The organism is Rhizobium sp. ZPR4, assembly GCF_040215725.1.
GTDB classification, from domain to species: Bacteria; Pseudomonadota; Alphaproteobacteria; order Rhizobiales; family Rhizobiaceae; genus Rhizobium; species Rhizobium rhizogenes_D.
The window spans coordinates 1,533,965-1,547,202 of record NZ_CP157967.1 but is presented as its reverse complement, the minus strand read 5'-3'; the positions used below and the strand labels follow the sequence as shown (position 1 = coordinate 1,547,202).

The window sequence follows — 13,238 nt, the reverse complement described above, 5'->3', positions numbered from 1 at the left end:
AGGCGGAAAGGACACGTCGATGAACATTCAGACGACGAACCGCCTGACGTCAGCCGAAACGGCGCTGATCGAGGCATATAACGACCAGATGGGCGATCTGCCCGGCGACGGCGAAGTTTTCGCCGTCCGCGACCGCCTGCTGGACGAGCTGAAGACTGCAGGCCTGCCGACGCGCCGCGTCGAGGCTTGGCATTACACCGATTTCAAGAACCTGCTGCGTCTGGTGCCGAGCGATATCGGCAAGGGGCTGGTAGAGGCTCTCCCGGCGACGGTCGAAGGCTCTCCCGTTCTCGCGGTTCTTCAGGGCAAGGCAAGCGAAAAAGCCTCCGTCAAGGGTTTGACGGTCGCACGCTACGCTGACAGCCTGATCAACGGCACGGCTGCTACCGGCCTCGAAGCTCTCGGCAAGGATGACGCCATCGGCCGTATCAATGCGAGCTTTGTGCGTGACGGTTATGTCATCGATTTTCCTGATGGCACCGAACTCGAAGCGCCTCTGGAAGTGCAGTTCATCCATGCCGGCGGCCAGATCCACAGCCGCCTGCGTGTCTCCTTCGGCGCAGATGTCAAGGCAACCGTCATCGAGCGTCATCAGGCGGTCGAAGGCGCGGCTGCGCTGGTTTCCTCTGTCAGCGAAGTGAAGATCGGCAAGGGTTCTGAAATCACCTGGATTATCCTGCAAGAGCAGGGCAGCGAAGACACCCATCTCGGGCAGCTCCGCATCGATCTCGGAGAAGATGCCAAGCTGAAGCTGTTTGTCATCAACGCCGGCGGCAAGCTCGTACGCCAGGAGCTGTACATCAAGGTAACGGGCGAGGGCGCCGATCTGACGCTTCGCGGCGTGAACCTGCTCGGCGGCGATACCCACACGGACGTGACGATGGTGCTTGGTCATGACGTTCCGAACACCGGTTCCACGGAAGTTATCCGCAACGTGGTGTTCGATCGTGCTCGCGGCGTCTTTCAGGGCATGATCCGGGTCGCACCGGATGCGCAGAAGACAGACGCCAAGATGGCCTGCAACACGCTCCTGATGTCCGACGATGCCGAGTTCTCGGTGAAGCCGGAGCTCGAAATCTTCGCCGACGACGTTCAGTGCGGCCATGGTGCGACGGTTGCCGATATCGACGAGAACCATCTCTACTATCTGATGGCGCGCGGCATCCCGAAGAACAAGGCTCGCGCCATGCTGGTCAACGCCTTCGTGGCCGAGATCGTCGAGGAACTGGAAGACGAAGCCTTGGTCGAGGCGCTGGAAGGCGTTATCTCCGCCTGGCTGGAAAAGCACGCCTGATTGGAGGCAAAGCTCGTGGACAAGATCGTGCCGGCAACGGCCTATGACGTCGAAGCCATTCGCCGGGATTTCCCGATCCTGGCGAAAACGGTGCATGGCAAGCCGCTGGTCTATCTCGACAACGGTGCCTCCGCGCAGAAGCCGCAGGTCGTTATCGATGCGATTTCACACGCCTATTCGAACGAGTATGCGAATGTGCATCGCGGCTTGCACTTTCTGTCCAATGCCGCGACGGAAGCCTATGAGGCGGCTCGCGAAAAGGTGCGCCGCTTCCTGAATGCGCCGTCGGTTGACGATATCGTCTTCACCAAGAACTCAACCGAGGCGATCAACACGGTTGCCTACGGCTGGGGCATGCCTGAGATCGGCGAGGACGATGAGATCGTCGTCTCCATCATGGAGCATCACTCCAATATCGTTCCCTGGCATTTCATCCGGGAACGGCAGGGTGCGAAGCTCGTCTGGGTGCCCGTCGATGATGAGGGCGCGTTCCATATCGAGGAATTCGAGAAGAGCCTGACGGAGCGCACCAAGCTCGTCGCCATCACGCATATGTCGAACGCGCTTGGGACGGTCGTTCCGGTGAAGGAAGTATGCCGCATCGCCCATGAGCGCGGCATTACCGTCCTGATCGACGGTTCGCAGGGTGCCGTGCACATGCCCGTCGACGTGCAGGATATCGATTGCGACTGGTACGTCATGACCGGTCACAAGCTCTACGGCCCCTCGGGCATCGGCGTTCTCTACGGCAAGAAGGAGCGGCTTGCCCAGATGCGGCCATTCCAGGGCGGCGGCGAGATGATCTTCGACGTCACCGAGGACAACGTTACCTATAACGAGCCGCCGCACCGCTTCGAGGCGGGAACGCCGCCGATCGTTCAGGCGATCGGTCTTGGCTACGCGCTCGACTATATGGACAGTATCGGCCGCGAGGCGATTGCCCGCCATGAGGCTGACCTCTCCGCCTATGCGGCGGAGCGGCTGCGCGACATCAACTCGCTGCGCGTCATCGGTACTGCGCCCGGCAAGGGCGGCATCTTCTCCTTCGAACTTGCGGGAATTCACTCCCACGACGTTTCGATGGTGATCGATCGACAGGGTGTCGCCGTTCGCGCCGGCACGCATTGCGCCCAGCCGCTCTTGAAACGCTTCGGCGTCACCTCCACATGCCGTGCATCGTTCGGCATGTACAATACGCGCGCCGAGGTGGATGCCTTGGCCAACGCACTGGAATATGCACGGAAATTCTTTGCCTGAGGAGGCAAGCGATGTCACTCGACGAAAGCGAACAGAAGATCGATGCGCGCGAAGGGATCGTGCATTCCAGCATCCCCGAGGATGAGCTGGCACGCCTCAGCGACGACATCATCTCCGCGCTGAAGACGGTCTATGACCCGGAAATTCCCGCAGACATCTTCGAGCTGGGTCTGGTCTACAAGATCGATATCGAAGACGACCGGATGGTGAAGATCGTCATGACGCTGACGGCGCCCGGTTGCCCGGTTGCCGGCGAAATGCCGGGCTGGGTCGAAAATGCCGTCGGCGCAGTCGAAGGTGTTTCCGGTGTCGACGTCAGCATGACCTTCGATCCGCCCTGGACGCCGGATCGCATGTCGGAAGAAGCGCAGGTCGCTGTCGGCTGGTATTGAAGCTTTAAGCCGCCGGCTTTACATTGAGACTCGAAGCGCCGGATCTTGACCCCGGTTGCGGAAGGAGAATGAGCCCATGGGCTTTGCAGTCATGAGCATGACGGATGCGGCAGCAGCCCGCGTCAAGGCGATCGTTGAAAATTCCAGTCCCGATGCCAAGGGCGTTCGCGTCGGCATCAAGAAGGGCGGCTGCGCTGGGATGGAATATACCATCGACCTGGTGACCGAGCCGAATGCGAAGGACGATCTGATCGAGCGCGATGGCGCTCGCGTTTGGGTCGAGCCATCGGCCGTCCTTTATCTGCTCGGTACGGAAATGGGTTTCGAGACCACGACGCTGCGCTCGGGCTTCACCTTTACCAATCCGAACCAGACATCGGCCTGCGGCTGCGGCGAATCCGTCGAATTGAAGCCAGCCGATCTTGCCGCTTTGGCAGCTCAGCGTCAGGCTGCACCGGCCGTATGATGGGGCGACGCCGTTTGTCATCTCGAAAGTAAAATGATCACACGGCGCTGCGCTCTGATTTTATCAGCCGGGTTACTGCTCTCGGCATCGAGCCGAGTGCGGATGCTTTTTGCTGCCGATGGTGACTTTCCAACTCCTCTCCCGTTCAAGATCGCTCCGATGCCTGACGGCACGGATGCTGAAACGCTCGTCTTGATGGCTCTTTATGGTGAAGGTGAGGACCAAACGAAGTTCCTCATTGAAATTCAGGGTCCGCGCAAAAAGGACGGCAGCGCCGATCCTGATACTCCGATAAGCTTCTCGCATGGCGAGTTTCGCCATGTCGCGAGTTCCCATCCGGCACGGTTTTTCGAACAATTGGCCAATACCTTGTCGGCAGATTCGCCAATCTTTTCTGACGCAAAGCAGGAAAAACTGCCATTCGACATAGCATTTCTCGGCCCTCCGACGATGCGCCTTCCAGGTGGCGGTTTCGGTGGAGGGCCGGGAGACTGGTATGCCACCAAGCTGTTTCTCGCTGAAGGCGCGGCTGAGGTTTACTTCAATTTCAATCTGACATCCGGCGAGGCGGAGTTCAGCATGAAGGACGAGGATTATGGCAATGTCGTCCTCTCCGAATTGTCGAAGGTGATCTGGTAGTTTTCGGCTGCGCAGCGCCAGGGCGCCTAGGCTGCCCAAGCCGATAGTGCTGTATTTCCCCGCGCTGTTTTTCGTGTTTTGATCGCTCTAAGCTTGGGGCTCTCCGCTGCTGCCCTGGCTAACCGGCTGAACCGGGTAAAGTCGACATGGCGCACAACGGGAGATTCTATGGCGACTGCGGCATGGGTTTACACATTGATCCCGGCTGCGGCCGCCATTGCGGGTGCCGCGGTTGCGGTGAATACGCGGCCAGGACCTAACCTCGTCAGTGCTATCCAGCATTTTGCCGCCGGTGTCGTCTTTGCGGCTGCCGCTGGCGAAATATTGCCTGATGTCATGCACAGGGGTTCTCCCTTGGCGACGGTGATCGGCGGCGCGATCGGCGTCGGCATGATGTTGCTGGTCAAACAACTGGAGACCTGGGCCAAAGGACCGGTCGGCCTTCTGGCGGCCATCGGCATCGATATCCTGATCGACGGCCTCGTGCTCGGCATCGGCTTTGCCGCCGGCCCGAAGGTAGGCCTGTTGCTGACGATCGCCCTGACGATCGAGGTGCTGTTCCTTGGCTTGACGGTGGCGAATGAACTTGGCGAGAGTGTTCGCTCTCGAGCCAGGATCGTCGCCATCACGGCAGCGCTTGCTCTGTTGCTGCCGATCGGCGCCTTGCTGGGCACGCCGATCGCGTCGTTGCCCGACCCCATTTTGACCGGCTTCTTCGCGTTCGGGCTGATTGCGCTGCTCTATCTCGTCACCGAAGAACTGCTGGTCGAAGCCCATGAAACACCCGATCGCCCCTGGGTGACGGCAATGTTTTTTGCCGGCTTTCTCGTGTTGCTTCTGCTCGAAGAGGCGATCGGTTAGCGACGCCCCCGAAGGACTGCTAAAATCCTAACGCGCGTCGCGCCCCTTCAGGTTCGCTCCTCGCGCCTTATGTCTTTGATTTTATGCATGTCGTTGCCGCAAAACCGCTGCGCACTTTTGCGCGACATGCTTTAGCTCGCAGCCGAAACCGGCGTCAGTTTGAGGCCGAGCGCCCTGATTACCTTCAGGATCGTGGCGAATTCCGGATTTCCGTCGCCGCTTAGCGCACGATAGAGCGCCGAACGGTTCATGCCGACATCCTTGGCGAGCTTGCTCATGTTGCGCGTGCGGGCAACTTCGCCCAATGCCTTGGCGATCGAAGCGGGGTCATCCGTGGCGAAGGCTGCTGCGATATAGCTGTCGGGATTGTCGGTGCTCAGGGAAATCTCCTGGTTCATGTCATAGGCCTTTCCGTATGAGCCAGTCGCGGATGATACCGATGTCGTCCTGATTGACGTCGTGACCGGTCGCCAGCACATGAGCGCTGATATCCGCGCCGGCGTTTGCAAATTGATTTTTCAGGATATCGGCATCGCCGGGTTCGCGCCGCTGATCGTACTCGGCAGATGTGATCAGGATCGGCAAAGCGGCCAGCGATGGAAAGCCTGCGTCCGGCGCCGGCGAGAGTGGCCGCATCAAAACGGCGGCGGCGGCCAAGCGAGGCCGGCGCAGAAGAATGGATGCCGCCATGATGGCGCCATTCGAAAAGCCAACCAGCACAGGCTTCCGCTTGAGCGTCCCTTGCTCCAGAGCCGTTTCGATGAAATCACAGAGTTCGTCGGTGCGTCTCGTGAGATCGGCGTGATCCAGGCTTCGATCCAGATTGCGGCGAAAGAAGGCAAATCCGCCCTCCCAGCCGATGGCGCCTCGCATGGCGATATAGGGACGCCGCGGCGCAGCCGAATCGGCAAGAGGAATAAGTGCGGCTTCATCCATGCCGCTCCCATGCAGGAGAAGCAGCGGCGCGGAAACGCGTTCCGTTCGCCTGGCGACGAAGTGAAATTCCGGTTGCTCCGGCATGAATCTGAATTCCAAGGCCCCACTGTGGCGTCATCAAAAACGCCGCGCATCCTTTCGGACACGCGGCGTTTTCATAGACAAGTTTCACAATAGATTTATGTCTGTTTCCAGCGAAGCGACTGAACCGCTTCGCTTTTTGGCAAAAACCCTATTCTGCGGCCTCGGCGTAGGATTCGAGCGGCGGGCAGGTGCAGATCAGGTTGCGATCGCCATAGACATTGTCGATGCGATTGACCGGAGACCAATATTTGTCGACGCGGAAGGCACCGGGCGGGAAGCAGGCCTGTTCGCGCGAATAGGGGCGATCCCATTCGCCGACGAGGTCTTCTACCGTGTGCGGGGCGTTCTTCAGCGGGTTGTTGGTCTTGTCCATCCGGCCGTCTTCGATGGCGCGAGCTTCCTCGCGGATCGCCAGCATCGCCTCGCAGAAGCGATCAAGCTCGGCCTTCGTTTCCGATTCGGTCGGCTCGATCATCAGCGTGCCCGCAACCGGCCAACTCATGGTCGGTGCGTGGAAGCCGCAATCGATCAGGCGCTTGGCGACATCGTCAACCGTCACGCCGGCACTTGCGACCAGCGGGCGGGTGTCGATGATGCATTCATGCGCCACGCGTCCGTCCTTGGACTTATAGAGCACGTCATAGGCGCCCTTCAGGCGGGCGGCAATGTAGTTGGCGTTGAGGATCGCCACCTTCGTTGCCTGCGTCAGGCCTTCGCCGCCCATCATCAGGCAATAGCTCCACGAGATCGGCAGGATGGAGGCCGACCCAAAGGCTGCCGCAGAGACCGCACCGCTGCGGCCGTCCGTTTCCGGATGACCGGGCAGATGAGGCGCCAGATGCGCCTTGACGCCGATCGGCCCCATGCCGGGACCACCGCCGCCATGCGGGATGCAGAAGGTCTTGTGCAGGTTCAGGTGGCTGACGTCGGAGCCGATATCGCCGGGACGCGAGAGGCCGACCATGGCGTTCATGTTCGCACCGTCGAGATAGACCTGACCGCCATGCTTGTGCACGAGATCGCAGATCTCCTTCACCGTCTCTTCGAACACGCCATGCGTCGAAGGATAGGTGATCATGCAGCAGGAGAGGTTGTCGGCATATTGCTCGGTCTTGGCGCGGAAATCGGCCATGTCGATATCGCCGTCATCGCTAACCTTGACGACCACGACCTTCATGCCCGCCATCTGTGCCGAGGCGGGATTGGTGCCGTGCGCGGAGGTCGGGATGAGGCAGATGTCGCGGTGACCCTGGCCATTGGCAATGTGGTAGTTGCGGATGGTCAGGAGGCCGGCATATTCGCCCTGCGCGCCGGAGTTCGGCTGCATGGAGAAGGCGTCATAGCCCGTCACGGCGCAGAGCTTGTCCGTCAGGTCATCGATCATTTCGCGGTAGCCGAGCGCCTGATCGGCCGGCACGAACGGATGGATGTCCGAAAATTCCGGCCAGGTGATCGGCAGCATTTCCGCCGTTGCGTTCAGCTTCATGGTGCAGGAGCCGAGCGGGATCATCGAGCGGTCGAGCGCCAGGTCGCGGTCCGAGAGACGGCGGATGTAACGGGTCATCTCGCTTTCGGCGCGGTTCATGTGGAAGATCGGATGCACCAGGTATTCGCTGGTACGCAACAGGGTCTTCGGCAGCCGATAGGATGGCTCGAAATCGGCGATGCGGAAATCGCCGCCGAATGCACGCCAGACGGCTTCCACCGTCGCCGGGCGCGTGCGCTCGTCAAGGCTGATGCCGATCTTCGTTTCACCGACCTTGCGCAGGTTGACGCCTTCGGCGACGGCTGCGCGCAGGATGAGACCCTGCATATGGCCGACCTCTACGGTGATCGTGTCGAAGAAAGTCTCCGGCTCGACTGTGTAGCCGAGTTTCTCCAGGCCCTTGGCCATCAGCACGGCCTTCTGGTGGACCTGCTGGGCGATCGCCTTCAGGCCCTGTGGACCGTGGAAGACGGCATACATCGAAGCCATGACGGCGAGCAGCACCTGTGCGGTGCAGATGTTCGACGTCGCCTTTTCGCGGCGGATGTGCTGTTCGCGGGTCTGCAGCGACAGGCGATAGGCGCGATTGCCGCGCGCATCGACCGAAACGCCGACGAGACGGCCCGGCATGGAGCGCTTGTAGTCGTCCTTGACGGCCATATAGGCGGCGTGCGGGCCGCCATATCCGACGGGAACGCCGAAGCGCTGCGAGGAGCCGATGGCAATATCCGCGCCCATTTCGCCGGGGGATTTCAGCAGGGTCAGGGCCAGGAGGTCAGCCGCCATGATGGCGATGGCGCCGGTCTGGTGCAGGCGTGCGATCAGGCCGCTGAAGTCGTTGATGTGGCCGTGTGTGCCGGGATACTGGAAGATCGCGCCGAAGACGTCGACCGGATCAAGATCCGTGAATGGATTGCCGACGATGACGGTCCAGCCAAGTGGCTCGGCGCGGGTCTTGATCAGCGCGATCGTCTGCGGGTGGCAGGCGGCATCGACGAAGAAGGCCTTCGCCTTTGATTTGGCGACGCGTTCCGCCATCGCCATGCCTTCGGCCGCAGCGGTTGCTTCATCGAGCAATGACGCATTGGCGACATCGAGACCGGTGAGGTCGCTGATCATCGTCTGGTAATTCAGCAGCGCCTCGAGGCGGCCCTGGCTGATTTCCGGCTGGTATGGCGTGTAAGCGGTGTACCAGGCCGGGTTTTCCAGAATGTTGCGCTGGATGACCGGCGGCGTGATCGTGCCGTAATAGCCCTGGCCGATCAGGGAAACGAGAACCTTGTTCTTGTTGGCGGTCTCGCGCAGCCGGTCTAGCGCCTCGCGCTCCGTCATCGCTGCGCCCCAGGCGAGCGGTGCCTTCTGGCGGATGGCCGGTGGCAGCGTCGCGTCGATCAGGCCGTCGAGGCTCTTGTAGCCGATCACCTTGAGCATATCGGTCATCTCCGACGGAGACGGGCCGATATGGCGGCGATTGGCGAAGTCGTATGGCTGGTAATCGGTGAATGTGAATTCAGTAGGCGTCGTCATTATCCGATCAGCTCCTTGTAACCGGATTCATCAAGAAGACCATCAAGATCCCCAACGTTCTTCAGCTTGAGCTTGAAGAACCACCCAGCACCCATCGGGTCTGAATTGACGAGGGCCGGATCAGCGGTGATGGCTTCGTTGACTTCGGTGATCTCTCCGTCGAGCGGGCAATAGACTTCGGAGGCTGCCTTGACGGATTCGACGGTTGCCGCGTCGCCACCCTTGGAGAAGCTGGCGCCGACTTCAGGCAGTTCCACGAAAACGAGATCGCCGAGTTGCTCGGCGGCATGGGCCGTGATGCCGACCGTTGCAATATCGCCTTCGACCTTCAGCCACTCATGTTCTTCGGTGAATTTCAGCATGGGTAATCCTCTCTGGAAAAGACGCTCAACGTTTGTAGGTAGGCTTGATGAAAGGCAGAGCGCTGACGACGACGGGCAGATACTTGCCGCGTACTTCAGCGTAAACAGTGGTGCCCGGTGCCGTGAAATCGGTCGGCACATAGCCCATGGCAACCGGGGATTCGACGCTCGGACCGAAACCGCCCGAGGTGACTTCGCCGATTTCCGTCTTGCCTTCTGCATCGGCATAAAGCTTGGAGTGACCGCGCACCGGCGCCTTGCCCTCGGGCTTCAGGCCGACACGGCGGCGGGTGGTGTCGCCATCGAGTTCGCCGAGAATGCGAGCTGCTCCGGGAAAGCCGCCGGCGCGGGCGCCGCCCGTTTTGCGGGCCTTCTGGATGGCCCATTCGAGCGCGCCTTCGATCGGCGTCGTCGTCTGGTCGATGTCGTTGCCATAGAGGCAGAGGCCAGCCTCGAGGCGAAGGGAGTCGCGGGCTCCGAGGCCGATCGGCTGGACGTCTGGGTGTTCCAGCAGCCGCTTGGCGATATCCTCGGCCTTGTCAAACGGCACGGAGATTTCGAAACCGTCTTCGCCGCTATAGCCGGAGCGCGACACGAGGCAGGAGACATCGTGGAGGCGACAATGGCGCACATCCATGAACTTCATGTAGGCGATATCGGCCCAGAGTTCGGCAAGCACGTCGACGGCGCGCGGCCCTTGAAGCGCAATGAGGGCGCGATCAAGTAAGGTAATTTCGCAGCTATCGCCGATATGGTCTTGAAGATGCTTGAGATCCTGCTCTTTACAGGCGGCATTGACGACGACGAAAAGATAGTCGTCCATATGGGTAATCATCAGATCGTCGAGGATGCCACCCTTGTCGTCGGTGAAGAAGCCGTAGCGCTGACGGCCTTCGGCGAGGCCGATAATGTCGACAGGCACCAGGCTCTCGAGGGCCCGCGCCGCATCCTCATATTTGCCGGAGCGGGCGCGGATCGTCACCTGGCCCATATGCGACACGTCGAACAGGCCGGCGGAGGATCTGGTCCAGAGATGTTCCTTCAGCACGCCGGGCGCATATTGCACGGGCATGTCGTAGCCTGCGAAGGGCACCATGCGGGCGCCGAGCGACACATGCAGGGCATGAAGGGGGGTGGTCTTGAGGGCAGCGGTCTCGTCCAAATGACGCCTCCGGGTTTTGCGCTCGTTTCGAAGCGCAGAGCTCACAATTTCGGCGCGATAGCGCCTGACGATGAGCCCCCTCTGTCTGTTTGCCTGAGATTGTTATCCCTTCGGCGAACGCTTGCGCGCTTCTCTCCAGAGTTCCGTCTGCCCCTTGCTGGTCCTTTGGCCTGAGAGTTTCCGGGGCGGTTGCTCCTTCGGCACCGGCTCGCGCCGGATTCTCCCAACAGGGTTGAGAGCCATTATCCGGTCCCGGGCAGAGATGGCAAGGGGCAAATGTCGCCGCTGAACAAATTTTTGTCGCGCCGATCAATCCTGCGTTTCCTAATGATTACGGACCTTTGCAACAGGGATGGGAGAGGCTATCCCTTCTGCTCGATTGAGGAGCCGGGCAGGAGATGAACATGAACCGCAACCACGCCGCCGCATTGCTGATTTCGATTGGCGCTTTTTCGCTTCCGCTCGGTGGAGCGCTGGCCGAGGACAGCGGCGCGATGAAGTCCAAGCCCGGGATGCACATGGATGCTGGTGCGGCACCTTCCGGTTCGGCCGCCGCCAAGCTTGGCGATCTCGATATAAGCGGCGGTTATGTTCGTGCCATGCTTCCCGGCCAGCCCGTCGGCGGCGGTTACATCACCATCCACAATACGGGCAAAACAGACGACAAGCTGACCTCCGTGACCTCTTCGGCCGCCGGCAAGGTGGAGCTGCACGAGATGAAGATGGAGGGCGAGATCATGAAGATGCGCGAGGTGAAGGGCGGCATTGCCATCCCCGCCGGCGCCACGGTGACGCTCGCGCCGAATACGATGCACATGATGTTCAAGCAGGTGAAGGCGCCCTTCAAGCAAGGCGGCACGGTGCCCGTGATGCTGATGTTCGACAAGGCGGGTATGGTCGACATCAATCTGCCAGTCGTCTCGGCCAGGGGAAACTGAGCCAGAAAATTATCCTGCCGTATAATTCCGGTTTCCACTTTTCCTCGAAATGCTCTAAAGCCACGTCAAAAGGCCGGGAAATCTCCGGCCGCGGGGCAGATCGGCCCATTGTTTGAATTTGCATGATCCCGCCGAACGAGGTTTGGCAATATCTGGGACATGCCGCGGTATTTGAAAGAAGAAGAATGGCCGGGATTGAACATATACAGGTCGAGCCTGATGAAGCCGGCATGCGTCTCGACCGCTGGTTCAAGGTGCATTATCCGGGGCTTGGTTTCGGACAATTGCAGAAGCTGATGCGTTCCGGTCAGGTGCGCGTCGATGGCGGTCGCGTCAAGACGGATGCGCGCGTGCAGCCGGGACAGGTGATACGCGTGCCGCCTCTCGATGTCGATGCCAAGGGCGCAAAAAGCGGCCCCATCGCCGGCAATGACCTCAAACACGCCGGCGACGGCGAGCTCCTAGCGCGCATGTTGTTGCATGAGGATGAGAAGGTCTATGTGCTGAACAAGCCCGCTGGCCTCGCGGTGCAGGGCGGTTCCGGCCTTACCCGCCATATCGACAAGATGCTTGAGGCATGGACGAGCAAGAAGGGCGAAAAGCCACGCCTGGTGCATCGTCTCGACCGCGACACCTCTGGCGTCCTTGTCGTTGCCCGTACCCGAGGTGCTGCGCAGAAGCTGACGGCGGCATTCCGCGAACGCGACACCAAGAAAACCTATTGGTCGCTGGTCAAGGGCGTGCCGCGGAAGCATGAGGACAAGATCTCCACCTGGCTGGTGAAAGAGGCGACGGCCGATGGCGACCGCATGCGCATCGCCAAGCATGGGGAGGAGGGCGCCGATCACGCGATCTCCTATTACCGCGTCCTCGAAACCGCAGCGCAGAACCTCGCCTGGCTTGAAATGGAGCCTTATACCGGTCGTACGCACCAGCTGCGCGTTCATGCGCTGCACATGGGCCACCCGATTATCGGCGACCCCAAATATTTCGATGACGATCCGAACTGGGATTTCCCGGGCGGTGTCCAGAAGCGGCTGCATCTGCACGCCCGCCATATCGACATTCCGCATCCGAATGGCGGCCGTCTGCGTGTAACGGCACCGCTGCCGCCGCATATGGTGCAGACCTGGAACCTTCTCGGATTTGACATGGCATCGGCAGGGGAGCCGGACGACGAATGAAGCTGGTACTTTTCGATTGCGACGGCACGCTGGTCGACAGCGCGCGGCTGATCCATGAGGTCATGGCGCGCACCTTTGTGGCCTTCGGCTACAAGCGCCCGGATGTTTCCGCCACGAAGTCGATCATCGGTCTGACGCTCGATATCGCCATTGCCCGCATGCAGGGCAAGCCGCATGTCGACGATGAAGCGATTGCCATGACCGCGCACTACAAATCGATCTTTCCGGAGGTGCGGGACGAGGCTGATATGCAGACGCCTCTTTTTGATGGCATCAAGCCGCTGATCGAGACGCTGGCCGCGCGCGATGAACTGTTGATCGGCGCGGTGACGGGCAAATCCCGCCGCGGCTTGACCCATATCCTTGAGGTCAACGACTTCACGCCCTATTTTATTGTCTCGCGCACCGCCGACGATTGCCCGTCGAAGCCGCATCCTGCGATGGTGACGGAATGCTGCGATGAAACCGGCATGGACCCGCATGATACGATCGTGATCGGCGATGCCATCTACGACATGCAGATGGCGAAGGCAGCGGGTGCGACCGCCATCGGCGTTGCATGGGGCTATGCCTCCGTCGAAGAACTGCTGGCGGCCGGGGCCGATGCGATTGCGCATCATCCGAACGATTTGTTGAGCCATATTCTCTGA

At 60.5% G+C, this 13,238-nt stretch carries 14 protein-coding genes and 2 riboswitches; of the genes, 9 read left to right on the top strand and 5 right to left on the bottom strand.

What is annotated here, in order from left to right; translation table 11 throughout:
- Positions 1-19: 19 nt before the first annotated feature.
- From sufD to ABOK31_RS07655, 6 genes are all read left to right on the top strand, one after another.
- Complete coding sequence (sufD, locus tag ABOK31_RS07680) at positions 20-1,294, top strand: Fe-S cluster assembly protein SufD (protein ID WP_349958339.1); 1,275 nt, start codon at positions 20-22, stop codon at positions 1,292-1,294.
- Positions 1,295-1,309: 15 nt separating this feature from the next.
- Positions 1,310-2,551, top strand: coding sequence for a cysteine desulfurase (locus ABOK31_RS07675; RefSeq protein ID WP_349958338.1), 1,242 nt, complete (start codon positions 1,310-1,312; stop codon positions 2,549-2,551).
- A gap of 11 nt (positions 2,552-2,562) precedes the next feature.
- The gene (locus tag ABOK31_RS07670) at positions 2,563-2,943 is read left to right on the top strand and encodes an SUF system Fe-S cluster assembly protein (RefSeq protein WP_075850603.1); all 381 of its coding nucleotides are present in this window, start codon (positions 2,563-2,565) and stop codon (positions 2,941-2,943) included.
- Positions 2,944-3,019: 76 nt separating this feature from the next.
- Positions 3,020-3,409, top strand: coding sequence for a Fe-S cluster assembly scaffold SufA (gene sufA, locus ABOK31_RS07665; protein ID WP_349958337.1), 390 nt, complete (start codon positions 3,020-3,022; stop codon positions 3,407-3,409).
- Positions 3,410-3,568: 159 nt separating this feature from the next.
- Positions 3,569-4,048, top strand: coding sequence for a hypothetical protein (locus ABOK31_RS07660; protein WP_349958336.1), 480 nt, complete (start codon positions 3,569-3,571; stop codon positions 4,046-4,048).
- Between the two features lie 168 nt (positions 4,049-4,216).
- Positions 4,217-4,909 carry a transporter gene (locus ABOK31_RS07655; RefSeq protein WP_174177500.1) on the top strand — a complete coding sequence of 231 codons (693 nt, stop codon included), beginning with the start codon at positions 4,217-4,219 and terminating at the stop codon, positions 4,907-4,909.
- A 131-nt stretch (positions 4,910-5,040) separates the two neighbouring features.
- Here the strand turns inward: ABOK31_RS07655 and ABOK31_RS07650 are convergent, their stop codons facing one another.
- The 5 genes from ABOK31_RS07650 to gcvT form a co-directional block, all read right to left on the bottom strand.
- Positions 5,041-5,307 carry an addiction module antidote protein gene (locus ABOK31_RS07650; protein WP_174177501.1) on the bottom strand — a complete coding sequence of 89 codons (267 nt, stop codon included), beginning with the start codon at positions 5,305-5,307 and terminating at the stop codon, positions 5,041-5,043.
- A 1-nt stretch (position 5,308) separates the two neighbouring features.
- Positions 5,309-5,929, bottom strand: coding sequence for an esterase (locus ABOK31_RS07645; RefSeq protein ID WP_349958335.1), 621 nt, complete (start codon positions 5,927-5,929; stop codon positions 5,309-5,311).
- Positions 5,930-6,077: 148 nt separating this feature from the next.
- Positions 6,078-8,942, bottom strand: a complete 2,865-nt coding sequence (gene gcvP / locus ABOK31_RS07640) for an aminomethyl-transferring glycine dehydrogenase (protein ID WP_349958334.1) — start codon at positions 8,940-8,942, stop codon at positions 6,078-6,080.
- On the bottom strand, positions 8,942-9,304 hold the full coding sequence (gene gcvH, locus ABOK31_RS07635; RefSeq protein WP_174177506.1) for a glycine cleavage system protein GcvH: 363 nt from the start codon (positions 9,302-9,304) through the stop codon (positions 8,942-8,944). Before gcvH ends, gcvP begins: the two co-directional genes overlap by 1 nt.
- Positions 9,305-9,329: 25 nt before the next feature.
- A complete protein-coding gene (gene gcvT, locus ABOK31_RS07630) occupies positions 9,330-10,466 on the bottom strand; it encodes a glycine cleavage system aminomethyltransferase GcvT (protein WP_349958333.1) in 1,137 nt (378 codons plus the stop codon).
- Positions 10,467-10,537: 71 nt separating this feature from the next.
- Positions 10,538-10,615, bottom strand: a riboswitch (glycine riboswitch).
- A 3-nt stretch (positions 10,616-10,618) separates the two neighbouring features.
- A riboswitch (glycine riboswitch) is annotated at positions 10,619-10,702 on the bottom strand.
- Positions 10,703-10,870: 168 nt separating this feature from the next.
- Between gcvT and ABOK31_RS07625 the strand changes: the two genes are divergently transcribed.
- The 3 genes from ABOK31_RS07625 to ABOK31_RS07615 all read left to right on the top strand — a co-directional run bounded on the left by ABOK31_RS07625 (position 10,871) and on the right by ABOK31_RS07615 (position 13,238).
- Positions 10,871-11,404, top strand: coding sequence for a copper chaperone PCu(A)C (locus ABOK31_RS07625; RefSeq protein WP_349958332.1), 534 nt, complete (start codon positions 10,871-10,873; stop codon positions 11,402-11,404).
- A gap of 185 nt (positions 11,405-11,589) precedes the next feature.
- On the top strand, positions 11,590-12,588 hold the full coding sequence (locus ABOK31_RS07620; RefSeq protein ID WP_349958331.1) for an RluA family pseudouridine synthase: 999 nt from the start codon (positions 11,590-11,592) through the stop codon (positions 12,586-12,588).
- Positions 12,585-13,238 carry an HAD-IA family hydrolase gene (locus tag ABOK31_RS07615; RefSeq protein ID WP_174177514.1) on the top strand — a complete coding sequence of 218 codons (654 nt, stop codon included), beginning with the start codon at positions 12,585-12,587 and terminating at the stop codon, positions 13,236-13,238. Before ABOK31_RS07620 ends, ABOK31_RS07615 begins: the two co-directional genes overlap by 4 nt.